Origin of the sequence: Rossellomorea sp. FS2, assembly GCF_047915635.1 — a bacterium.
Classification (GTDB): Bacteria; Bacillota; Bacilli; order Bacillales; family Bacillaceae_B; genus Rossellomorea; species Rossellomorea marisflavi_A.
This window is the reverse complement of record NZ_JBLRVS010000007.1, coordinates 388,201-410,047: the sequence shown is the minus strand read 5'-3', so window position 1 is coordinate 410,047 and position 21,847 is coordinate 388,201. Positions and strand designations below refer to the sequence as shown.

General features: G+C 48.2%; 21 protein-coding genes. 12 read left to right on the top strand and 9 right to left on the bottom strand.

Annotated features, from left to right (window positions below; genetic code table 11):
* Positions 1-227 precede the first annotated feature (227 nt).
* Together ACNA6I_RS21430 and ACNA6I_RS21425 are read right to left on the bottom strand one after the other, a co-directional pair.
* Complete coding sequence (locus ACNA6I_RS21430; protein ID WP_416314144.1) at positions 228-920, bottom strand: LrgB family protein; 693 nt, start codon at positions 918-920, stop codon at positions 228-230.
* A complete protein-coding gene (locus ACNA6I_RS21425) occupies positions 893-1,291 on the bottom strand; it encodes a CidA/LrgA family protein (protein ID WP_048004723.1) in 399 nt (132 codons plus the stop codon). Before ACNA6I_RS21425 ends, ACNA6I_RS21430 begins: the two co-directional genes overlap by 28 nt.
* 175 nt (positions 1,292-1,466) lie before the next feature.
* On the opposite strand from ACNA6I_RS21425, the gene ACNA6I_RS21420 reads away from it, so the two are divergent.
* The 4 genes from ACNA6I_RS21420 to ACNA6I_RS21405 all read left to right on the top strand — a co-directional run bounded on the left by ACNA6I_RS21420 (position 1,467) and on the right by ACNA6I_RS21405 (position 5,798).
* Complete coding sequence (locus tag ACNA6I_RS21420; protein ID WP_416314143.1) at positions 1,467-1,898, top strand: MarR family winged helix-turn-helix transcriptional regulator; 432 nt, start codon at positions 1,467-1,469, stop codon at positions 1,896-1,898.
* A gap of 66 nt (positions 1,899-1,964) precedes the next feature.
* Positions 1,965-2,759 carry a MurR/RpiR family transcriptional regulator gene (locus ACNA6I_RS21415; protein ID WP_048012113.1) on the top strand — a complete coding sequence of 265 codons (795 nt, stop codon included), beginning with the start codon at positions 1,965-1,967 and terminating at the stop codon, positions 2,757-2,759.
* 127 nt (positions 2,760-2,886) lie between these two features.
* Positions 2,887-4,446: a PTS transporter subunit EIIC gene (locus ACNA6I_RS21410; protein ID WP_048004726.1), complete on the top strand. Its 1,560-nt coding sequence runs from the start codon at positions 2,887-2,889 to the stop codon at positions 4,444-4,446.
* The gene (locus ACNA6I_RS21405) at positions 4,443-5,798 is read left to right on the top strand and encodes a 6-phospho-alpha-glucosidase (RefSeq protein ID WP_048004727.1); all 1,356 of its coding nucleotides are present in this window, start codon (positions 4,443-4,445) and stop codon (positions 5,796-5,798) included. Before ACNA6I_RS21410 ends, ACNA6I_RS21405 begins: the two co-directional genes overlap by 4 nt.
* A 44-nt stretch (positions 5,799-5,842) precedes the next feature.
* On the opposite strand, the gene ACNA6I_RS21400 is transcribed toward ACNA6I_RS21405, so the two are convergent.
* Genes ACNA6I_RS21400 through ACNA6I_RS21390 form a run of 3 tightly spaced genes read right to left on the bottom strand, consistent with a single transcriptional unit; the run spans position 5,843 to position 9,678 of the window.
* Positions 5,843-6,487 (bottom strand): DUF1266 domain-containing protein, encoded by a 645-nt coding sequence (locus ACNA6I_RS21400; RefSeq protein WP_048012110.1) that lies wholly within the window; start codon positions 6,485-6,487, stop codon positions 5,843-5,845.
* A 15-nt stretch (positions 6,488-6,502) separates the two neighbouring features.
* Positions 6,503-7,978, bottom strand: coding sequence for a tetratricopeptide repeat protein (locus tag ACNA6I_RS21395; RefSeq protein ID WP_416314142.1), 1,476 nt, complete (start codon positions 7,976-7,978; stop codon positions 6,503-6,505).
* The gene (locus tag ACNA6I_RS21390; protein ID WP_416314141.1) at positions 7,975-9,678 is read right to left on the bottom strand and encodes a molecular chaperone HscC; all 1,704 of its coding nucleotides are present in this window, start codon (positions 9,676-9,678) and stop codon (positions 7,975-7,977) included. The genes ACNA6I_RS21395 and ACNA6I_RS21390 overlap by 4 nt, the downstream gene beginning before the upstream one ends.
* Positions 9,679-10,109: 431 nt before the next feature.
* Between ACNA6I_RS21390 and ACNA6I_RS21385 the strand changes: the two genes are divergently transcribed.
* The 5 genes from ACNA6I_RS21385 to ACNA6I_RS21365 all read left to right on the top strand — a co-directional run bounded on the left by ACNA6I_RS21385 (position 10,110) and on the right by ACNA6I_RS21365 (position 14,109).
* Positions 10,110-11,852 (top strand): hypothetical protein, encoded by a 1,743-nt coding sequence (locus ACNA6I_RS21385; protein WP_252265401.1) that lies wholly within the window; start codon positions 10,110-10,112, stop codon positions 11,850-11,852.
* 11 nt (positions 11,853-11,863) lie between these two features.
* On the top strand, positions 11,864-12,541 hold the full coding sequence (locus tag ACNA6I_RS21380; RefSeq protein WP_048004732.1) for an ABC transporter ATP-binding protein: 678 nt from the start codon (positions 11,864-11,866) through the stop codon (positions 12,539-12,541).
* Positions 12,538-12,711, top strand: a complete 174-nt coding sequence (locus ACNA6I_RS21375; protein ID WP_156183372.1) for a hypothetical protein — start codon at positions 12,538-12,540, stop codon at positions 12,709-12,711. The genes ACNA6I_RS21380 and ACNA6I_RS21375 overlap by 4 nt, the downstream gene beginning before the upstream one ends.
* Positions 12,712-12,905: 194 nt before the next feature.
* Positions 12,906-13,883, top strand: coding sequence for a hypothetical protein (locus tag ACNA6I_RS21370; protein ID WP_416314140.1), 978 nt, complete (start codon positions 12,906-12,908; stop codon positions 13,881-13,883).
* A 70-nt stretch (positions 13,884-13,953) separates the two neighbouring features.
* Positions 13,954-14,109: a DUF1540 domain-containing protein gene (locus ACNA6I_RS21365; protein ID WP_079514148.1), complete on the top strand. Its 156-nt coding sequence runs from the start codon at positions 13,954-13,956 to the stop codon at positions 14,107-14,109.
* Positions 14,110-14,209: 100 nt separating this feature from the next.
* Here ACNA6I_RS21365 and ACNA6I_RS21360 read toward each other — a convergent pair whose 3' ends face one another.
* Both ACNA6I_RS21360 and ACNA6I_RS21355 read right to left on the bottom strand, forming a co-directional pair.
* Positions 14,210-15,652, bottom strand: coding sequence for a PH domain-containing protein (locus ACNA6I_RS21360; protein WP_416314139.1), 1,443 nt, complete (start codon positions 15,650-15,652; stop codon positions 14,210-14,212).
* On the bottom strand, positions 15,649-16,155 hold the full coding sequence (locus tag ACNA6I_RS21355) for a PH domain-containing protein (RefSeq protein WP_048012103.1): 507 nt from the start codon (positions 16,153-16,155) through the stop codon (positions 15,649-15,651). Before ACNA6I_RS21355 ends, ACNA6I_RS21360 begins: the two co-directional genes overlap by 4 nt.
* A gap of 572 nt (positions 16,156-16,727) precedes the next feature.
* Between ACNA6I_RS21355 and ACNA6I_RS21350 the strand changes: the two genes are divergently transcribed.
* The 3 genes from ACNA6I_RS21350 to ACNA6I_RS21340 all read left to right on the top strand — a co-directional run bounded on the left by ACNA6I_RS21350 (position 16,728) and on the right by ACNA6I_RS21340 (position 18,753).
* On the top strand, positions 16,728-17,387 hold the full coding sequence (locus ACNA6I_RS21350) for a hypothetical protein (protein WP_053072146.1): 660 nt from the start codon (positions 16,728-16,730) through the stop codon (positions 17,385-17,387).
* A 66-nt stretch (positions 17,388-17,453) separates the two neighbouring features.
* Positions 17,454-17,822, top strand: a complete 369-nt coding sequence (locus ACNA6I_RS21345) for a hypothetical protein (RefSeq protein WP_156185231.1) — start codon at positions 17,454-17,456, stop codon at positions 17,820-17,822.
* A gap of 13 nt (positions 17,823-17,835) precedes the next feature.
* A complete protein-coding gene (locus ACNA6I_RS21340; RefSeq protein ID WP_416314138.1) occupies positions 17,836-18,753 on the top strand; it encodes a hypothetical protein in 918 nt (305 codons plus the stop codon).
* 306 nt (positions 18,754-19,059) lie between these two features.
* Here ACNA6I_RS21340 and ACNA6I_RS21335 read toward each other — a convergent pair whose 3' ends face one another.
* Both ACNA6I_RS21335 and ACNA6I_RS21330 read right to left on the bottom strand, forming a co-directional pair.
* Positions 19,060-21,012 (bottom strand): ABC transporter permease, encoded by a 1,953-nt coding sequence (locus tag ACNA6I_RS21335; RefSeq protein ID WP_048004738.1) that lies wholly within the window; start codon positions 21,010-21,012, stop codon positions 19,060-19,062.
* Positions 21,002-21,763, bottom strand: coding sequence for an ABC transporter ATP-binding protein (locus ACNA6I_RS21330; RefSeq protein WP_048004739.1), 762 nt, complete (start codon positions 21,761-21,763; stop codon positions 21,002-21,004). Before ACNA6I_RS21330 ends, ACNA6I_RS21335 begins: the two co-directional genes overlap by 11 nt.
* Positions 21,764-21,847: the final 84 nt, after the last annotated feature.

The window sequence follows — 21,847 nt, the reverse complement described above, 5'->3', positions numbered from 1 at the left end:
TTGCGGGAAAGGAGGAAAGGTCGAGATCCCGCAGGCGCAGCCGAGGAAGCTCGACTTCCTCCCCGCGGAAAGCAAGCGCCTGCAGCGAAAAGGAACGGACTTTGTATTCATTCATCCTTCATTTAAAAAATGCAAAAACCCCTTATATAGAAAGGTTGAGTGTGCACGCACACCACCACATCTACAAGGGGTATCATGAACAGGTCATGCTCTCAGCTTCGTCAGCCTCAAATCTGGAACAGCCATACTACAAGCGGTCCGATGACGGAGCCGAGGAGAGCGCTCAGGGTCATGGAGACAGAGCTCATGGAGACGGAAAGCTCACCGTATTCCATGGCCTTTGAGGTGCCAAGGGCATGGGATGCACTTCCGAGGGCGATGCCCTGTCCCATTTTGCTCCTGATCCGAACCCATTTGAGGATCATCGGTCCGAGGATGACGCCTGAGAATCCGGCCACCATGACGAAGACGACGGTCATGGCCGGTACGCCGCCTATTCCGGAGGCGATCTGAATCGCTACAGGCGTCGGGATCGATTTAGGGATGATGGAGAGGATCAGGTCATGATCCATCCCAAGGATCCGTGCGAACAGGAATCCACTCATCATGCCAGTGAGGAGGCCTGCCAAGACTCCTCCGATGATGGTCAGGCTGTACTTCAGGATGACGTCCCTCTGCTTATAGAGAGGGTAGGCGAGGGCCACGACACCCGGGCCGAGCAGGGAATGAATCCACTGTCCACCGACCATGTAGTCTTCATAAGGAATATGGAAGCCGACAAGGAGACCTACCACCATGATCGTGGAGGTCAAAACGGGGATCAGAACGGGAAGGGAGAAGCGTTTATAAATTCCCGCCATGACGATGTAGATCCCCACGGTTGCTGCAATGCTTACGATTGTGAGCAGGAATTGCTGCATCGTTTTTCCTCCTTCCGTTTTGATCTTTTCTCAAGGAGCTGGCTCGCATGTCCGGCTACAGCGATGGTCACGACGGTACTGACGATGACAATCAAGAATAAGGCGGCCCCGGTTGGTGATACAAGGCCTGGGTAGTTCATGACGCCCGCCATGGCGGGGATGAATAATAGTGGAAGTATGGACAGGAGGAAGCTTGCTCCGTCTTCCACGACCACAACCGGGACGACTTTGATTGCAAGGCACAGAAGGAGAAGGAGCAGGCCGACGATGCTGCCTGCAATCGGAAGATCCAATGCCTGTTGAATCCATCCTCCTGCAAAGGAAAACCCATATAAAATTCCGACTTGTAAAATAATGCGGAGTACTTTCATAACGTCGCTGTTAAAACAGCTTTGAACCCTTCTTTCACGTAAGTTTTCGGTAAGAAAACGCTTTACAAATCAGCGAATTGCTTGTACGATACAATTAATATATTTGTATTATACAAGCATTTGATCATTTGTCAACGAATCTGTCAGGTTTCATACCGAAAAGGAGCGAAAATATATGGATGAATTAAACCCTCTAGAGCGTGTTGAATATGAATTGACGACCTTTATCAGAAGAGCCGTCTACCTCGATCAGTCTGAACGGAAGATCGGGTTCCTGGAGCGTGCTTCCTATCTGCTCCTTCGCCAGCTCGATGAATTCGGGCCATCACGGGTCAAAGACCTCGCCGATTCCTTCAAGCTTGATATTTCCACGTTATCCCGACAGGCGGGCGGGTTGGAGACGAAAGGACTCATCGAACGCTTCGCCGATCCAGGTGACGGCCGCGTCAGGATGTTCAAGATCACGGAGCTCGGCAAAGAGAAGCTCGAAGCAGATAAGCGATTGAGGCTGGAGCGCTACAATGAATGGATGGACGGATGGAGTGAAGAGGAACGGGCGCTTTTCGGTGAATTCCTTACCAGGTTGAACAGGGGATTTGTTGATTGAGGCCTAAACATGAGAAAATAGGGGTACAGAATATAGGTCTGCCATCACAGAAAGGTACGAGTGAACATGAAAAAAACAGAGAAATTGTTTTTGGATTATGCAAGTGATCACGATCTGAACCCCTCGGAAGAAGAAATCCTCTCGTTTCTGATCGAATCACATGATAAAGGAGAACAGCTCAGCATCCGGAGGGCGGCGGATCAGCTGTTCGTCTCCACCACCTCCATCATCCGCCTGTGTAAGAAGCTCGGATTCAGCGGTTATAGCGAATTCATCTTCAACCTGGGCTTGAAAGTGAAAAATATGCAGGATCCCGGTCCCGCCACCAGCCTTCACGATCCCCTCGTCAGGAAAAAAGAAGAGTTTCTTTCCAATGCCCGTTGGACCCTTGATTCCATCGGGGAAGACAGCATCGGAAAATTCCTCGATGAACTGAAGCAGCACAACCTCATCTACTTCTATGGAGCCGGATTCTCCACCCTGTTCTCCAATTATCTGGCAAAGAAGCTCGAGCTTTATGGTTACTATGTGTCCAACACGTCCACCAGTGACAGCAGGGCGATTTTCTTCAATAACATCCAGCGCTACAACCTCTTGATCATCTTCTCACGATCCGGGGAGACGGCCAAGGTCATTGAAAAGGTGCAGATTGCCAAGGACAAAGGCCTTAAGACCGTCCTCTTCACGGGGAATCGTCAAAGCACGACGGCTGCCCTTGCCGATATCGTCTTCCCCGTCTTCGACCCCACAATCGAGTCACAGCAGGAATTCCAGGTGACCTCCTATGAGTCCAATATGTTCATGCTCATCGACATCCTCCTGAGCCTCGCCATTGAGCAGGGAATCATTGAAGAATATTAGATGTAACATGTTACATCTTTTGTTCACACTGTACAGATTCCCTGTAATCCCTTACATGAGCCGGTTATCCGCGCTATACTTTGGATGTAAATGATAGCGTTTACTTCACAGGAAAGGAAGGCTGCACATGAAAAGAGTCGTCAATGGTCTTCAAACATTCGGAAAATCATTATTTGCACCGATCTTGATCCTACCGATCATCGGTCTGTTCATTGCTTTCGGAAATGTGTTCGGGAATGGAAATCTTGCAGAATATGTACCGTTCCTTGCACATCCCTATATACAAAACTTCGGGACATTCATCTCGTCCTCAGCCGTATCGATCCTTCAGAATCTGGCGCTGATTTTCGCTGTCGGGATCCCCATCGGTCTTGCGCGGAAGGATAAGGGATATGCCGCTCTAACAGGGCTTGTCACCTTCGTGATCTTCATCAACGCCATGCACCAAGTATTGAAGATCTCAGGCAATCTTGTCCCTGCTGAAGAGATGCAGCTTGCAGGACAGGCCATGGTCCTGAACGTACAAGTACTTGAAATGGGCGTGTTCGCCGGTATCCTGATCGGGGCCCTTGTAGGAATCCTTCACAACAAATACTGTGACACGGAATTCAAGGGTGTCCTTTCCATCTACTCCGGACATCGCTTCGTCGCCATCCTGGCGATACCGAGTGCTATGATCCTCGGCTTCCTGGCCGCTGAATTTTGGCCATATGTCCAAAACGGGATCACGGCTTTGGCCGGAGGGATCAAGAGTCTTGGGGACGTCGGTTTCCTGATCTATGGATTCCTAGAGCGGATCCTCATCCCAACGGGTCTCCACCACTTGGTCTATACGCCATTCCTTTACACGGAGCTAGGCGGAACGTCGACAGTGGCAGGAGAAGTCGTCTACGGGGCACGGAACATCTACTTTGCGGAAATGGCCGATGCCGGCACGAAGGTGCTGAGCAGCACGGTGAACTGGGATGCCAGGGGACTTGCGAAAATGTTCGGTCTCATGGGTGCAGCCCTTGCCATGTATGTAACGGCGAACAAGGATAAAAAGAAAATGGCCAAGGCCATCCTGCTTCCGGCAGCCGTCACGTCCTTCCTTCTCGGGGTGACAGAGCCGCTTGAGTTCGCCTTCTTATTCACGGCACCGATCCTGTTCGTCGTCCATGCCGTCCTGACAGGAGCGGGAATGATGCTCCTGAATGTATTTGGGGTCCATGCCATCGGGGCAAATGGCATCATCGACTTCCTGCTCTACAATCTACCGCTGGGTACGACCAAGTCGAACTGGCCGATGTTCATCCTTGTCGGATTGCTCATGTTTGCCGTGTACTTCGTCGTCTTCCGCTTCTTGATTCTGAAGCTTAATTTGAAGACACCGGGTCGCGAAGAAGAGGCAGAGGCAGAGGCTCCGGTAGAGGAGAAGAGTGCTGCTTCCCCTGGAACCGCAGCACCCCTTGGGGAAACGATCGTTGCCGCCCTTGGAGGCAGTGAAAACATTGAAAACGTCGACAACTGTTATACCCGGCTTCGCCTTGTCGTGAAGGATCCGGGAGCGGTCGATGAGCAGAAGCTAAAAGAAACGGGCTCTAAAGGAGTCATCAAGTCAGGTAACAACGTACAGGTAGTCTATGGTCTGAACGTGAAATCCGTACGGGATCAAGTCGATCAAAATCTAGGAGGAATGCAGCTATGAAAACATATAAACTAGCAATTGCAGGTGGAGGAAGCACATATACGCCAGGGATTGTAAGGAGTCTGATGGATCGCCTGGAGGATTTGCCACTCGAGGAAATCAGGTTCTACGACATTGATGGCGAGCGACAATCGAAGGTCGTCGTGGCAGCAACAGCCGTGATCCGTGAATACTCCGATTCCATCAAAGTCCTTGATACGACTGATCCTGAGACGGCCTTCACGGATGTGGACTTCGTTTTCGCCCAGATGCGGGTCGGAAAGTATGCCATGAGGGAACTGGATGAAAAGATCCCGCTCTCCCATGACGTGGTCGGACAGGAAACATGCGGACCGGGTGGCCTGGCTTACGGTCTGCGTACGATCTTCCCGATGGTGGAGCTGATCGATTTTGTTGAACAGTATGCGAAGAAGGACTGCTGGATCGTGAACTATTCCAACCCCGCCTCGATTGTCGCTGAAGGGGTAAGGAAGCTTCGTCCTGATGCACGCGTCCTCAATATCTGTGATATGCCGGTCGCCACCATGAGGAATATGAGTGCAATTCTCGGGGTTGAACGGGATGAGCTGAAAGTGGACTATTTCGGGTTGAATCACTTCGGCTGGTTCACCAGGGTGGAAGTGGACGGCGTCGACCGCCTTCCTGAGCTGAGGAAGCATGTGAGTGAGCATGGCCTCCTGACAGAGGACGTATCGAAGATCGACTATCGACATGCGGATGCGTCATGGATCAAGACGTTCAAGAACATCAAGCCGATCATGGACTTCTTCCCGGATTATCTGCCGAATCCATACCTTCAATATTATCTGCTGCCGGAATACATCGTGGAGAATTCCAATAAGGAATACACCCGCGCCAATGAAGTCATGGATGGACGCGAGAAATCACTGTTTGAAACCGTCAGGAAGTATGAAGAGACGGGAGTCCTTGAAGACGCGTTCCACGTGGGCGTTCACGGCATCTTCATCGTGGATGTGACAGTCTCCCTTGCACAAAACCTGGGAGAACGCCATCTCGTCATGGTGGAGAACAACGGGACGATCCCGAATCTGCCTGCTGATGCCATGATCGAAGTGCCTGCCTCCATCACGAGTGATGGTCCGGTACCGGAATATGTAGGAGAAATCCCTTATTTCCATAAAGCCATGATCGACCAGCAGCTTGCCTCTGAAAAGCTCCTGGTGGAAGCCATCACAGAAGGATCCTATGAAAAGGCACTGCAGGCCTTCACCCTTAATAAAACGATTCCTTCAGCCATCGTGGCGAAAAAGATCCTCGATGATCTTATCGAAGCGAATCAAGCGTACTGGCCGACCCTGAACAAATCGTTCTCTGAAGGTGTATTGGTTTAATTCAATAGAAAAAGCGCATGCCGCGGGCATGCGCTTTGTTTTGGTTACAAGGCTAGATTCGTATTCCAGCTCACCTTTCTTAAAGGACTGTTGGGAGCTGTCAGAACCCTGGTCAGCGTGAACTGCTGACTTTTCATAAAGGTTACTGTGGTTTCTTCGTTTTCTTTATTGAATTCTGCTCCTGCCGAGTGGGAGATCAAGTAATCGCTCCAGTTAGGGAAGTCCTTCTGAGCCTTTCTACCGGCTTGAAGGGCGTACTCATCCGAATCGTCGAGTGAGATGAACCCCATGCGAAACGCATTTTGAGCAAACATCACACAGAATCCATAATCTGCACCTGCAATGCTACTGCTGTTCAACTTGTGCAGGTACCGGTTTACGACCTTGAACTGGTTCCGGGTCTTTTCGTCTTCGAGGGAAGAGACCCAATGCTCCCTGTCAGCGTCTGACATAAATAAAAGGATGTTCCTTATACGATTGAAATCCTTGCGCAATCCTTCCTCAAGAAACCAGGTCAGTGTGGCATGGGCCGACTCAGTATCCACGATCCCCCAATACTCGAGGATTTTTTTGGCCTGGGAGTATGGAAGTTTACGGGGTTTGTAATGGAGTATGCCATAGTAAGATTGATCTCCAGTATAGTTCAGGGATCCCATTGTATCGATAAACCGCTGCTGTTCTTTATTCATGGTAATCTCTCCTTTCTAAGCCACCAACGACCGTCTGATACGATTCCATTGCTTGAAGATCTGTATCAGAGCCAAGAGAAGGATCGCTGTCCAGATCAGGGTCCAGATAATGGTGGACGTAGGCTGTCTGTAGTCTGAGCCCATGCTGAATATCGTCACCAATGTAAACGCAACGCGGTTCACATGTATCTCTTCAGCCATATTGCCGAGCTGATGCCAGCTTACGAATAAGAATATATAGGAAAAGATCAGCTTCCATCTGAATTGGTTCCATAAGAACACTTTGAATTTCTTGCCGGGGGAGTACATATATAATTCCGCTTTGATATCTTTCATGGAGGCATTGAACTTCCCAGGATCCTCCCGCATGATCCGGTGGATGTTGGCCAGGTACACTAGTACTTCAGAATCTCCAAGAGGATCGATGTGCTTGACCTTTTTGAATACCTTGCGGGCTTCCACAAGCTTTTTCTGCTTGAATAATACCTTCCCGTAAAGACTCAGGAAGTCCGTGTTTTCCGGTTCCAGCTCTGTCAGATAAGCAAGGACCGCTGCGGATTCCTCATAGGCACCATCGTCGTAGAGGGCACGCGCCGTGGACAGCTGGGTATCCAGGTCATCGGGATCGAGCTTCGTCACTTCCACGAGGTGAGGAAGAGCATGCTTCACCCTTCCTTGCTGGAGATGAAGTTCGCCGAGAAGCTTATGGACATCGGGATGACGTTCAAAGAGTGAAAGTGCCGTTTTGGCGTATGCTTCAGATGCTTCGAAGTTCCCTCTGAACCATTCATCGTAAGCAGACTCAAGCGCATGGAAGAAGGCCTCGTGATCCATGTCCTCACCGATGGTCCAGTCATAGCGCAGTGCCGGAAAGTAGCCGAGTCGACGATCATAGAAGCGGTAGAATTGTTCGGCATCCTCCTCATCGAGTGAATGGTTCCCGTCCTTCAGCATCTGATGCCAGCCGAACTGATTTTCAAGAAGGATCCAGATCCTCTTTGGAAGGAGACAGTGATGCCAGATGAAAAGGAGCATTTCTTCACTCACCCGCTGTTGAAGCTCCATATTCCATAGTACATCTTGATCAAGGAGGTCCATCCAGCGCCCCTCATCGAGCCTTGCTTCAAAATCGCCGTAAAGGGCCTCGGCCTGATCAAGGAGCAAAGCAATATCACTCAAAGGCTGATGATGGGAGCCGATGTGATCGGGGAAGGGACTGGAGGCAGGGACATACTCCTCGTCTTCTGTGATTGTTTCTTCCGGGATGTCCACTTCCATTTCCACTTCGTCCATTGTCGCGAAGGCCGCTTCCTTTTCCGCACGTTTTTGCTGTTTCACCATCTTGGTGATGCTGTCGTAGGCTTCCCTGAGGTTCTGATACCCTTCAGGATCGTCTTCGGGATGATGATTCTTTAACTGCCTGGAGTAGGCTTTCTTGATGACGGAGAGGTCATCCGTCGGTTTGATGCCGAGTATTTCCCACTGTGTCATAGATTATTCCATCTTTCGAATTGGTCTAGTGCTTCTTTGAATTCAGACGATGCGCGCTTGATTAGTTGATCATCCTGGGTTCCAAGAGCCATTTCGAACTGTTCGATGGCTCTTGCGATCACACTCCGTTTGTCACCGAGTGCCTCCTCGTAGAGGCGTTCCCCACGGGCGACCAGGAGTCTGTTCTCCGTCCGCTCGCGGGGGTGGATCTTGATGCTGGCAAGCTGTTCCATCCGTTCCTGCATTTCCTTATCGGACAGGCCGCTGTCGCTTTGTTCGATTAACATATTCTTCTTCTCCCCGGTACTGAGGATGGTCACCTCCACCTCGAGAAGACCGTTCACATCATACGTATAGCGGACATCCACCTCTTCCTTTCCTGCAGGACCGGGTGGGATATCGACTTTCAGTGAGCCTAGCTTCAAATTGTTTTCCACCATGCGGCTTTCCCCTTGATAGACTTCAAGCGTGATCGTCTTTTGTTGATCTGCGATCGGGGCCAATCGTTCTACACGGCTGACCGGAATCGGCGTGTTCCGCTCGATGATGGGGAAGAAATGACCGTCGGAATACTGATCGTAGCCCACTTGTTTGGAAATCGCCGTTCCGAGGGAAAACGGACATACATCTGTCAGGATCAGCTCCTGGACGGCTTCGTTCCTCTCCTTCAAGGCTACTTGCACGGCCGTACCGAGAGCGACGGCTTCATCAGGGTGGATGGTAAGGAACGGGAGCTTGCCAAACATCTTGCTCACGGTCGACTTGATGATCGGCATCCTGGTGGCACCGCCGATCAGGATGATGGCGTCAATCTCATCCACCATGAGATCCGCGTCGCGGAGGGCCCGTTCGATCGGTTTTCGGAGCTTCAGCATAAGGGGCTGGCAAAGCTTCTCGAATCGCTTCCGATCCACTTCCATTTCCCGCACCCGTCCGTTCGCCTTGAGGGTCATGGTACATGACTGACCATTCCCTGAGAGTGCTTTTTTGCATTCCTCCGCCTGTTTAAAGAGGAGGGAAAGCTTCTGGGGATCGAGCTCTTCCGCCTTGAGTCCTTCTGATTGCAGGAAGGCATTCATGAGGAGGGACGTGAAGTCCTCTCCTCCGAGGAAGTTATCGCCGGCTACCGACTTCACTTCCATGACCCCTTCGAACAGCTCGAGGATCGATACATCAAAGGTCCCTCCTCCGAGGTCAAAGACGAGGAATTTCGTATCTTCATCCTCTTGGTGGAACCCATAGGCGATGGCAGCCGCCGTCGGTTCACTGATTAGGCGTTCCACCTTCAGCCCCGCCATTTCCGCTGCCTGTTTTGTTGCTTTTCTTTGTTTATCATTGAAATATGCCGGTACGCTGATGACGGCTTTGGAAACATCCTCACCAAGATGACTCTCCGCGTCCCGCTTCAGCGATTGGAGGACGAAGGAAGATAATTCAACAGGGGAAAGGGTGTACGACCCAAGCCTGTAAGTCTTTTGTGTACCCATATGGCGTTTGAATGCGGCCACGGTCTCTTGAGGGTGTGTGATCAGTCGCTCCTTCGCCACCTGGCCAACGAGTATTTCTCCTGATTCATCCACACTGATGATGGAAGGGGTCAAATGGCTCCCCAGTACGTTTGGAATAAGTGCGGGACCGTCCTCGGTCCAGTAGGATACCAGACTATTGGACGTGCCCAAGTCAATACCAATCGCCGTCATAGTTCTCTCTCCTTTTTCGGTCAGATCAGTGCAGGTCACTGATCATTTTTTTGATCGTCGGGAACGGTACACCCCTTAAATGGAAAAGATGGGATGTATATACCACTAAATAGTTTACTAGAATAACAAATGTTATGGATGAATCATATGACCTTTGTTGGTTTAGGACAAAAGAATTATTTTACAATTAATAACAGGAATTTATACCCTTAATTACCCAAATGTAAACCAGTGTTTTGGGAATTTTCAAAGAAATAAGGCCGGCCACAGGTTCAAGATGTAATCAATGCCAAATAATAAAGCAGGAAAGGGATGTAGAATAAGCAATTGACTTTATTTCCTTAATTGGATATAGTTGGTTTACTACTTGGTAATGCAAAGTAGTGATTATATGCCCAACTACCTTGCATTACAACATATGGAGGTTCATAATGGTGTACCATTGGATAAAATGGAGATGGAAAATCAGGATAAAGGATCAGTATCGGAGCCGGTTTCTCACACCTTATCTGAGTTGGAAATGGTTATTGGCATGGGGAATCATGAAGGCGGTCCTACTGTTTGCTGCAAGCTATGTGACCATGGGGCAAGTCATCCTTAATGGGAGGTTCGAGATCGGTTCAAATGTGTTCTATGCGGTGGTTGATCATCTTATAAAAGCGATGAGGGAAGAGCCGCTCCTAATCTGGTCAGTCCTCTATTTCGTTATATTCCTGGATGCGATTGTGTCCGGAATGTCGACTGCCAGAAGGCAAAAGCAGTCACTTGACGGAGAATGGCTGCAGATGAATGTAAAGCTTACTCCTTCCCGTGCCAGAATAATGGTTGAGGCAGAGTTGCTACTCTGGGAATCCAAGAAATTTTTAATGGTTTACATACCGATCATGGCTGCCGTTCAGAGTTATTTTCCGGCTCCATTGATCACCATGGTGTTTGCATGGCTCTTCTACTTAGTATTCGGATTTCTTGCTGCGTCTTACTATGGACTGGCTCTCAGCCGTCAAGCCACTAAACAATCATTCTTCATAAGGATGACATGTCAGCTTGCCTTGCGGATTGCCTTTTTGGTCTTATCCGTACAGTTTGCCAGGAAGCTTGTCCCGTGGGTGGAGCAATTCCCCCTTATATCAAAGACCGTCGAGAAAGAGACCTTCTTTGGGTGGCTGGATACGGGTAGTGCCTCCATCGTTTCGATGACTTCGTCGATTTCGATGGTATTCAACTGGCGTTTTTGGCCACATAACCTGCTTGCCGAGCTGGCAACGGGAAATGGAGGGCTTCCCTTCCTCACTGGGTTGTTGGTGGCAGGAGTGCTTCTCTATCTTCCCACCCGGAATCATTCAGATACAAAAAGAAGCTGGTATCCGTTCACTTTTTATGAAAAATGGATTTCTTTCCTACTGATATTGTCGGGAGGAAAAGGGCATATGCAGTTCATGACCCGGAACGATCTTCGTTCGACTTTTTTCCTTTCAAGGTTTCCCATTATCATGGGTCCGTTTTCCTTTTGGATCTTTATGGGCCTCATATGGGGGTTTCTTGACGGCATCGATCACGGGAGCAAGATGTTCCATATGGTCCTCTCTTTTTATACTTTTTATTTCGTTTATTTTTATACCCAAGCCAGCTTTTCAGCGCTAAATGGCATCCATGCCATGGATGGTGTAGGGAAGAGAGTCCAATCCCATCTGCATCCCGATCAAGGGATTTGGCCCCTCCTGCGCTTAAGGCTCCGTCTCTTCCTTGCGATGACGGTCCCGCTACTGGTTGTCGGTGATGTCATCATGATTACGTTGGTCAAACCCGGAGTCACAGAGTCTATCATTCTCTTTCTCTCGCATTTATGCGCTTGTATGCTATTCAGCTTGATCATGTACCTGCCTTCTGTTCTGACTCCTCACTTTCACTATCCTTCCCTTGAAGAGCTTGAGGACTATCCGGATCAGGAGAAAATCAGGAATATGACTAGCGGAGCAGTTGTCGGTGTCATGATCCCGATGGTGTTCATGCTTCCATGCGCCTTTTATCTTACGGATAGTCTTTCTTACAGGTCGTATCTCTGGGTGATCGGACCGGGGCTCCTTATAGTTATGGTTCTGTTTATCTTCGGCTTGTTGTTCGCTATGTATAGACGCCTTTCACGCATGACCCACCTTGATCATTTGAACCTTTAGGAGGAATGGAAATGAACGAACGTATCCAGATCAGTCATATTACAAAATCCATAGGCGAAAAGGCCATCATACGCGATGTCGGCTTCTCGGTCTCCAGGGGAGAGATCGTTGCTTTCCTAGGTCAGAATGGAGCCGGGAAAACGACGACACTTAAAGTTGCCGCAGGGCTATACAAAGCAGATCAAGGAGAAATCGACATCGATGGTACATCCGTATTCATACCGGATGATCCGCTTCTTTATGAAGAGCTGACGGTCCGGGAATATATACAGATGATGAAGGAGCTCCACCGGGTGAACGCACTCCCGGATCACACGGCTTTCCGGTTGGAGGAAGAGCTGGAGAAGAAAATAAAAGAGCTGTCCTTCGGTAATAAGAAGAAGGTGGCCCTGTACACAGCGCTCATCCCGCAGCCAAATGTACTGCTCCTTGATGAGTTCATCTCCGGTATCGATCCTTTGAACATGAGGCTGGTTAAGGATCTTCTGAGGGCGTATGCCGCCGAGGGCAATGCCATCTTGTTATCCACGCATCAGCTCAGTGTCGCCCAGGAATTCTGTGACTCCTGCGTCCTTATTCAAGATGGAAGGATTCTCGGGGAAAAGGTACCGCTTAAAACCATTTCTGAGACCCATTCTAGCTTGGAAGATTACTTTATCCATATGATGCAGGAGGAGGTCAATTCATGACGAAGAAACACCTATTCTTATCAAGCCTCTTGTTCGTCATGTTTGCCGGTATTCCCCTCGGTTTCTCGCTCTTTCAAGGGAATATGAAGGATTCGGTCATCATCTCGCTCATTCTGATCGCGGTCCTGGGTGTGACATTGACCGATTACCTTAAAAATAAGAGAGCCTGATAACAAATTGGCAGACAGATGGAGAAGGAGCAGCCATCGCAAGCTAAATCCGGTTAATGATCGAGTGACCGGATTTTCAGTCTTTTTCTGTGAATAAGGCTGTATAGAGGTTTTAACTTCCCAACTCATGTGGTATAACCTTTTAATAATGTAAATAATTTGAATTGAGGGCTTAATAGAAATGAGGGATACATATGAAAAAGCTGCTCTTGATCCTCGGCTTATCGGCTATCATCACGTCTGGATGTCAGACGTATGAAGAACGTGTCAAGGAGTATACAGAAAAAGAACTCAGCGAAAAGTACGGAGAAGAGTTTGAGATGACATCGATGAAAAAGGATTACGGCATGGGATCCACGTTGATCATCGTATTGATGGCGATTTTCGGTGATACCCGCCTTCTTGAATTCGAATCGAAGGAGGATGATTTCACCTTCACCGGTAGCATCGAGTCCAGGTTGAAGAACTTTGAAGATGAGTATATTCGGGATAAACACGAATACTTAAGTGAAAACGATCAAGAGTACAAAGGATTGATGGCCGATCTGGAGGGTGAAGGGATTGATTATCTCGAGGTGGTCGAGGAGACGCATCTTGAAGATCGACTTGGTAGTGAGGAGCCGGTCATTACTTATCGTGCTTCAACCGATGTCGACGAGTTTGATGCAGACAAAGTGGTGAGCCTGTTGAATTCCATGAGGGAGAAAATGGCTCCGGTCCAAACTAAAGCCGTCCTCCAACTGGAAGAAGGACAAAACAAACACCTTTTCGGTCCTTTCGGATCAGGGGATGAAGCTTCTTTTTCCGAAGAGGTGAATAACTATTTTAAGTTCAAGGAAGACGAAAATAAGTTGGATTTAAATGAAGAGTTATATGAACTGGTTAGTTCCTTATCGTATGATTATCAACCGAGGTTGGTCATGGCGAAGGCGGAACATGTAGATTTTCTGGAAGAGTCAGGAAGTGTCAATCCCTATTATTACATAGAAATGGCAACGGATTCTCCATCAGCAGCCCTTCCCGTCATTCAATACCTACAGGAGAATGGGTATGGGGCATATCCGATTTCGTCCACAAACATGTTTAACTTGGAAGAAGAACCTCTATGCACCGTCCAGGATATGAAAGCCCGTGAAGATTTCGATCGATGTTTTCCACCTGAAGAGGAATGAATGATCACAAAAGGCCTGTATGAACCTCCCCAAAAAAGTAAATTCTAAATGATACGGGGAGGTGAATGATATGGCACAGGATGTACTTTGCGAAGTCAGTAACTGCCGATACAACAAAGAGGGTAAACGCTGCTCGGCTGATCAGATCTTTGTGGTGAGTCACAGAGGAAATGAAGCCCATGACAGCAAGGAAACCGACTGTAAGACGTTCGAACCTGGTATGTAATTCAAGAAGAACAAGGCAACCAAGGGGTTGTCTTGTTTTTTTAGTATTGATAATAATTCTCAATCTTATTCGTCTTCAAAAAATAAATCCGCCCGTCTGCTTAAGACGAAGCGGATTTTTGTCTGTACCAATCATAGAATTCACCGGCTTCTTCCCTGGATACCCCGTAAAGCTCGCTGACGTGGGTGGGATCGGCCCTGTTGGTAAAGGAAAGAGTGGCAATCCCGAATCGGCGCTGTAGCCATGAGTGGGTGACGGTGGCCTGTTGGATCCTTCGTTTATGGGTTACAAAGGTTTCTGTCGTGAGGGCGCCGCTCCGGATCTGGATCAGGTCCCCGTGACGGATGTAGCTTGTAAAGGTGTAGTCGAGTACCCTCAGAATGATTGCCACCATAAAGAGAATGGCCGAAACCCATAGAAAGGTTGGCTTGAAAATAAGGAAGCCTGCAATGGACAGGGCGGTTACATAATAAGGCCTGAGAAGCTTTGCCCAAAGAACATGTCGTGGAAAGCGCCTCATTTCTTCTTGGATTTCATAAAGGGGAAGCATGTCCTGTATGATGCGATAGGCTTCATGCTTCGGCAGGAATGGGTAGAGGGAGCTCGTTTCCTCGCTTTCAAGCTCCGAAGATCCGGCACTGATCAGCTTGACTGATGCAAGGCCCAAGAGACGCTTCAAAATCGATTGCTCCACCACGACGGCCTGTACGTTCCGCTTCGGGATGGAGAAGTGGGTCACGTTCGCCACTCCTTTTTCGATGTAGATCTTATCATGATCGTCGCTGATCGTGAACTTCCCGTATTTCAAATAGACCCGTACATAGCCGATGACCGATGAAATGAGAAGGGCAATGACAAATAGAATGATCAGCATCCACCAGTGGAGGACCAGGTAATCCCATGCTCCTTCCGCCCCGTCTTCAAGATTGAAGAACACGGCAAGGTTCGAATAGGCGGCACTGAGGAGCGGGAAGATCGCAAGAAAGCTCAAGGACGTAAAGGAAGCCCGGATCAGGTCTTTTTTCTTTGACTGGAAGCGCATCGTCCGGACGGTTTCCGCCTCAAAGAACTCATCCCCTTCCCTGCTTCCGTTCTCCTGCTGTTGCAATCTAATCAGGGAAAGGATCCGTTCTTTTTCTTCTTGGGTGATCACGGGAAACTCTATCTCCCCGTGATCACCGGAAGTCCCGGTCTCAAGTTTCAACGATGTAAGGCCGAACCATTTGTGGACAAATGTCGTGTTGGAGGTCTGGTTGTGAACGCGGTCCAGCCCCGCCGTCCGCCGTGTTTTCACCAATACCCCTTCATGGAGAACAATCGTCCTCTCGGTCACTTCATAGCCGTGAAATCTCCATTTCAAGAAGATATTCACGATGGCCCAGACCGACCAGGCAATGAGGATGTATCTTCCCCATACCACCCATCCGGAAGTGGATTGGGCTTTCAGGACGAATAAAAAGAAATAAACAAAGAAAATCCCTTTTACAAAAGACACAAGCTCCACAACAAGAAAGGCAGGGTGGAACCGCTGGATGCCGCTCATATGGCTTCCTCCTCCTCATCCCGGACTTTCGCGTAGGTTGCGATGACGGCCTTTAGCCGCTCTGCTTCAGCCTGCGGGATGGCAGGGATTGTATGATTTGATGTGGTGGTCCCCACCTCTAAATCGTACAGCCCATATTTGCGTAAGAAAGGTCCCTGCTCCGTTCGTACATATTCGACTTTCTCCATGGGAATGACCACATGCTTCGTATTCCACTTCCCGTTCTTGAGCTGGATGAACTCTTCATCGATCCGGTACCGCCAATGGCGCTGGACGAAAACCGGTTCCAGGAGAATGGAGTACAGGGCGGATAGGATCAGGAGTCCTCCCAAAGAGTACAGGACAGGACTCACCCACCCATACCAGTGGAAATAATCCGTGCAGTACAGGAGCACTGCAATGATGATCAGTGCAATAGCATGCCCGATGGTATTCGTCAGCCGCCACATCTGGACGGCATCTTTTGATATCTTTTCGGTTGGTTCTTCAATGTGTATGTACATTCTGTCTTTCACCTCACCTGTTATACGGATATATGGAATGAATGGTTTCAGGTTTACCCTAAAATAATATTTCTCATAAAAGGTTTAACTTTCCTTTATAAGTGATATTTAACATGTAGTCCAAACTGTTGGAGACTATATGCTCAACAATTGGTCGACTGATGAAAAAGTAGTAGTTTCCTTACGAAATAAAGTAAATAAAAAGGTATAGCCTAAAAGACCTACGTTATTATTAAGCACCCCTGATGTATGAAATAGTAGAAGGTAATCTCCTTCCAGACAACGGACTTTTTGAGGCTAATAACCCAGGTGAGCTGCATCCAAAAATAAACAGATGCTATCATAACAGTATTTTACCAATCATGCTATAGTTGAAAAGATTGGAATTTTTAGTGGGTGTGTCCCTGATGATCCAGGGATAAGCCATGATGACGCCAATGGACCCGGAACGATGGGGATATTGGCAGAAGCGATTTTTTAATTAATTGATTGCTGTCTCGCGTTCATGGATGAAGCGGAAGAAGCCATTGATTTCTTAAATAACCAAAACAATCTTGAGAGGATGGATCAGCGTGAAAAAATTAATCATCATGCTCGTGGCTTTATCATTCATCGTGATGGGCTGCAGCCAGAGCACGTCTTCTGACGAAAAGTCGGAGAAAAAAGAGAGCGCTCAAACAGAGAAGAAGGACGACAGCAAAAAAGAAGAAGCCACTAAAGACGAAAGCAAGGAAGAAGCCGATAAAGAGGATACGGCCAAGAAAGAAGAGCCGAAAAAAGATCTCTCCGATGCTGAGAAACAGGAAGCCCTCATTACGTATATTAACGATGATGTACGCAAAATTGCGGATTATGAAACCGAGGCTGTTATGGCCCTTCAAGGTGTATCAGGAGAGAACTATACAAACGATGAAGAGATGTACGAAGTCTTGACCAAAGAGGTCATCCCGACTTATGAAAAAGCGGTGGACACGGCTGAAAACATTGAAACTCCGTTTGATGAACTTGAGCCTATGACGGCTAAATTGAAAGATATTGTAGCGACTTACCATGAGGCCCTCATGCTCCAGAAAGAAGGGATCGAAAAGCAGGACGTTTCTTTGATTGAAGAATCGAATGCGGTGGCGCAGGAATACCTTCTGGCAGCACAGGAATATCACATGGCCATGAGTGATCTGGCTAAAAAATACAATGTGGATTACCAACCCGACAATCAACAGTTCTCTAACTGATTGTGACGCTGAAGCCCCTTCCCCAGGCGGAAGGGGCCTTTTTACTCTTTGGATGACGAGGTGACAATGATGAAGCGAGCGATCGCGATGGTGGTGGCTGTTTGTCTCATTTCTTTTTTTCCTTATCAGATGGGGCTGCCTTTTCCAAGCTCTTATCTTCCGGTCTTCTTTTTCATAAATGGGCTATGTGCTCTATGGTCCGTTTTTAATCAACTGGTGGTGATCGCTTTCTATGAATATCGGATTCATGATCATAAAGATACCTTTTTTCAAACAGTCCTGAAATTTGTTCTATGGCCGGGCATGATCCTTAATCACCATGTCCAGCTCGTGCTCTGTCGGCTTCCGTTTATCGTCAATAAAGCATTGGGCATTTTATATGCATTGGTGTTGTTCATACTCAGTATGTTGGTATCATTCGTATTTGAAGTGTGAAGGAGGGGATGAGATGAAAAAGCTGACGCTCAGTGCATCGGACTTTGCATCGTTATTGAAAGAAGGAGGATACGGTAGACAATCGAAAAATATAAAAAAGCAATACGGATTGAACGAGATCCCTCCGGCAGCAGGAAGTGATTTTTCTGATCGGGTCATATCATGTATAGGGAAAAGCAGCATGTCTATCTTTTATCATGCGGAAGAACAAAGGGGCATGGCTCTTCATGCTTCATCGGGGAAAGAGGCACTTGTGGAATGGGTTGAAGGTGATCAATACACCTTCTGGTTCCAGCCTTACCATGAGGGTATGGAGGAGCTATTCAAGGATTTCTTTGCCCTGCAGGAGGAACGCGAAGCTGTGCAGGTGGAGGAAGTGAAAATCCAGAAGTGGCTGATCTATGAGGATTCATTCGAAGAGGACGAATGGAATGAGCTTTTGGAAGAAGAAGGGGTTTCTGAAGAAGAACGAAAAACCGTGAGAGAGTTCAAGGAAAAAGGATACGGGCCCCCGAATGTTGTGACAACCATCTTTCCGGGCAGGCTGACTTCTTATCGGGAGGAAGCATTTATTGCAGGAGAAGGGTACGTATGGCTTCTTGACCCTGAGACGGTAGAGGATTCTTTCTTCCTGGGATTGAAGAAGATCGGGGTTGCAGAGTATGTGGAGCGGCTGGTCCTTCAGGCAAAGGAAGTCCTGTCACCGCATAAAGCGGAAGTGAAAAAATTCTCAATTAAGCGCGGGATGATGTTCCAGTTGAAAGGGCAGATACCACTGCTTGTAGTGGTGGCCATCCTATGTGTGAATATGCAGGCATGGGAAGCGGATGGCTGGCTTGAGATTGCTGTCATGGTGATTTTCTATGAGTTTTTCCTGGGTATCCTCTCTTTGTTTGCCTGTCTTAGTCCACGGAGACTATTCCATATATAAACGAGGAAAAGGCTGGGGAACCCTGTTAAAGTCATGGTGAAACCCGCATTCATTTGCCCTGCGATAAGGCAAATGAATGCGGGTTTTTACTTTGTTTCATGACCATTTGTATTTCATTGTTACCAGCGGTTGATTGGAGTGCAAGACGAAGACTCCAGCGGGAAGAGTAGCTGATGTGAGACGGCCTGCCGAGGAGGCTCACGGGCTACCCGCGGAAAGTGTAGTCTTGCACGGAAATCATGAGCGGTATAAAAAACCTGATCGTGTTCGTCATTAAATGGTTCGTTTTATCCCAACCTCTTCACTTCAAGACAGGGAGTCCCTGATGACTTTCTGATAATAGAGAACCGACAGGATGCCGAAGATGGAATAAAGAACGGCATACACACCCATGACGATCAAGGTTGGAGTCCAAAAGTCGTTCCCGAAGAAAAACCAGCCCGACTTGACGGCAAAGTAGCTGTGGAGGAGCCCGATCATGAGTGGGATCCCAAAGTTGAACAGTTGTTTGAATTGAATCCCTCGGAGAAGATCTCCACGGGTATATCCAAGCTTACGCAGGATCGTGTAATTCGGTTTCTCGTCTTCGCTTTCATCCATCTGCTTGAAGTAGAGGATGCAGCCTGATGTGACAAGGAAGGCAAGTCCAAGGAAAGCAACACAGAACATGGCGATCCCCATGTTGGACCGTTGTTGATCTTTGTTGTTGAGTTGAGAGATGGATTGGGTGGTTTCCTGATCGAACGTTTGATTGAATAGCTTGTTGGCATCTTTCAACTGGGACGTTTCTTTCACATCCACCCCTAGATATAGACTGGTTTCCTTTTGAATGGAAGGATCCAGATCGTTTTTTAGCTGGGTGAATACCGTATCATCAACGATTCCAATGGGGAAACCTCCCCCTGTGAACTTCCAGGAAACATAGAAATCATCCTCCATGCTCAGGTAGTCCTCTTGGACCTTTGTCTGCTTCCCTTTATAGAGGATCGTGCCCGAATCCTTCATAGGGATGAAGCGGCTGAGCATATCACTGTAGCCCGTCAGGATCGTTTCGCCAGGAGAGAGATTCACTCCCTTCACGTCCTTATCGCTGATCACAGCCATCTGGGTATTACGGGTATCCATCTGGAATCCTTCGTTTTCTTTCTGCTTCATGATGGCAGACAAATCTGCATGTACCTGTATCACCTCGATCTTGGTGACATCGTACGGAATCTCTTTATCCTTCAGCGCCTCCTCAAAGATCTTCAGTTCGTTTTCATCCTGAAGGGCAAAGTGGTTCGGTGTCTGGCTGATCGCGGTTTTATCGGCTGAATAATAAGAGATATACGTCAGTGATAAGAGACCGATGGCAAGGGCCGATACCGTGGTGATGACGGTAAGGAGAAGGGAGTTGGATTTCATCCGGAACATGATCGATGAGAGGGACAACACCTGATTGATGCTGAGGTAGCCCCCTTGTTGCTTCCTGACCACGTTGAAGATGAAGCTTACAGACCCTTTATAAAAGAAATAGGTTCCAAGGATGACAGACCCAAGGATGAACGCCATGGCCATGAATAATTCGGTCATGGAGGTGAAATCGCCTCCGAAGAGCCTGGTAGATACATAATAGCCCGCCGCTATCAGTCCGATTCCGCAAAGCCCCATGATGATTTCCCAGATCGACATGCCTTTCATTGAATTCTCCGTTGATGACTTCACATTGAATAAGGCAAGGATCGATTGTTTTTTGATAAAGAAGGCATTCATCATCATGATGAGGAGATAGATGCCGATGAATACAATGATGGTCTGGAGAAGTGCGTCTCCGGAGAATCGGAGCTCTGCGGTTGAAGACACCCCGGTCACCTTGAAAAGGACCATCAGGATCAACTTCGAGAAGGAGAACCCGGCAAGGATCCCGATCACCATCGAACCGAAGTAAAGGATGGCGTTTTCTACGGTCAACAAGTTGAAGATCCGGTTTTTAGTCATCCCGATGAGCTGGAACAGCCCGATTTCCCGGCTCCTCCTTTTGATGAAAATGGTATTCGCATACAGGAGAAAGACCGCCACGATGATCACCAGGAGGTAAGAAGAAACCTTGATGGCGGCCGCACCCTTTACGTCCCCCTTTGTTTGATCAAGTGCCGGGTCGAATTGCAGCGTCACGAACGCAAAATACAAGGCGACACCGAATACAAGGGCGAATACATACAGGTAGTAATTCTTGATGTTCTTCTTCAGATTCTTCAGGATAAGCGAATTAACGTTCATGCTGTACCCCGCTCAGGAGGCCCTGGGTCTTCATGATGTCCTGGAAGAAGGCTTGTCGCTCCTGATGGCCTTTATTCAACTGGGTATAGATCTGCCCGTCTTTGATGAAGATCACCCGGCTGCAGTAGCTTGCGGCTACCGGATCATGGGTGACCATAACGATGGTCGACTTCAGCTTTTCATTCAGGTCGCTCAGCTTGTTCAAGAGATCGGATGCCGATTTGGAATCCAGGGCACCTGTCGGCTCATCGGCGAAGATGATGCTCGGGTCATGGATGAAGGCGCGTGCTGCCGATGTTCGCTGTTTCTGCCCACCGGAAATCTGATTCGGATACTTATTTTTCAGTTCATTGATCCCAAGCTGTGAGGCGAGAGCAGTGAATTTTTGATCGGCCACCTTCCTTGGCGTCTTGGTGATGGAGAGGGGAAGCATGATGTTTTCCTTTACGGTCAAGGTATCGAGAAGATTATAGTCCTGGAAGATGAAGCCCAAGTGATTCTTGCGGAACTCGGCCAGCTGCTTTTCCTTCATGCGGGTCATTTCGTTGCCTTCGATCTTAATGGAGCCTTCAGTTACTTTATCGATGGAGGACAGTACGTTCAACAGCGTCGTCTTACCTGACCCCGATGCTCCCATGATACTCACGAATTCCCCTTTCTCAATCGTGAGATCGATTCCCTTCAAAACCTCTTGTTTATTGAATTTGTTCCCATAGCTTTTATGCAATTTGACGGCTTCCAGTATGCTCATTAGTCAAAACTCCTTTGCGTTGGTTGATAGTTTCATTATAGGAAGCATGGAGTCCCGTTTCCTTTCATTCAGCGAACAAAATAG

Bases quoted from the DNA above. Each gene is read 5' to 3' on its own strand.
- ACNA6I_RS21430 (WP_416314144.1), bottom strand. From the start codon at position 920: ATGCAGCAATTCCTGCTCACAATCGTAAGCATTGCAGCAACCGTGGGG.
- ACNA6I_RS21425 (WP_048004723.1), bottom strand. From the start codon at position 1,291: ATGAAAGTACTCCGCATTATTTTACAAGTCGGAATTTTATATGGGTTT.
- ACNA6I_RS21420 (WP_416314143.1), top strand. From the start codon at position 1,467: ATGGATGAATTAAACCCTCTAGAGCGTGTTGAATATGAATTGACGACC.
- ACNA6I_RS21415 (WP_048012113.1), top strand. From the start codon at position 1,965: ATGAAAAAAACAGAGAAATTGTTTTTGGATTATGCAAGTGATCACGAT.
- ACNA6I_RS21410 (WP_048004726.1), top strand. From the start codon at position 2,887: ATGAAAAGAGTCGTCAATGGTCTTCAAACATTCGGAAAATCATTATTT.
- ACNA6I_RS21405 (WP_048004727.1), top strand. From the start codon at position 4,443: ATGAAAACATATAAACTAGCAATTGCAGGTGGAGGAAGCACATATACG.
- ACNA6I_RS21400 (WP_048012110.1), bottom strand. From the start codon at position 6,487: ATGAATAAAGAACAGCAGCGGTTTATCGATACAATGGGATCCCTGAAC.
- ACNA6I_RS21395 (WP_416314142.1), bottom strand. From the start codon at position 7,978: ATGACACAGTGGGAAATACTCGGCATCAAACCGACGGATGACCTCTCC.
- ACNA6I_RS21390 (WP_416314141.1), bottom strand. From the start codon at position 9,678: ATGACGGCGATTGGTATTGACTTGGGCACGTCCAATAGTCTGGTATCC.
- ACNA6I_RS21385 (WP_252265401.1), top strand. From the start codon at position 10,110: ATGGTGTACCATTGGATAAAATGGAGATGGAAAATCAGGATAAAGGAT.
- ACNA6I_RS21380 (WP_048004732.1), top strand. From the start codon at position 11,864: ATGAACGAACGTATCCAGATCAGTCATATTACAAAATCCATAGGCGAA.
- ACNA6I_RS21375 (WP_156183372.1), top strand. From the start codon at position 12,538: ATGACGAAGAAACACCTATTCTTATCAAGCCTCTTGTTCGTCATGTTT.
- ACNA6I_RS21370 (WP_416314140.1), top strand. From the start codon at position 12,906: ATGAAAAAGCTGCTCTTGATCCTCGGCTTATCGGCTATCATCACGTCT.
- ACNA6I_RS21365 (WP_079514148.1), top strand. From the start codon at position 13,954: ATGGCACAGGATGTACTTTGCGAAGTCAGTAACTGCCGATACAACAAA.
- ACNA6I_RS21360 (WP_416314139.1), bottom strand. From the start codon at position 15,652: ATGAGCGGCATCCAGCGGTTCCACCCTGCCTTTCTTGTTGTGGAGCTT.
- ACNA6I_RS21355 (WP_048012103.1), bottom strand. From the start codon at position 16,155: ATGTACATACACATTGAAGAACCAACCGAAAAGATATCAAAAGATGCC.
- ACNA6I_RS21345 (WP_156185231.1), top strand. From the start codon at position 17,454: ATGATGAAGCGAGCGATCGCGATGGTGGTGGCTGTTTGTCTCATTTCT.
- ACNA6I_RS21340 (WP_416314138.1), top strand. From the start codon at position 17,836: ATGAAAAAGCTGACGCTCAGTGCATCGGACTTTGCATCGTTATTGAAA.
- ACNA6I_RS21335 (WP_048004738.1), bottom strand. From the start codon at position 21,012: ATGAACGTTAATTCGCTTATCCTGAAGAATCTGAAGAAGAACATCAAG.
- ACNA6I_RS21330 (WP_048004739.1), bottom strand. From the start codon at position 21,763: ATGAGCATACTGGAAGCCGTCAAATTGCATAAAAGCTATGGGAACAAA.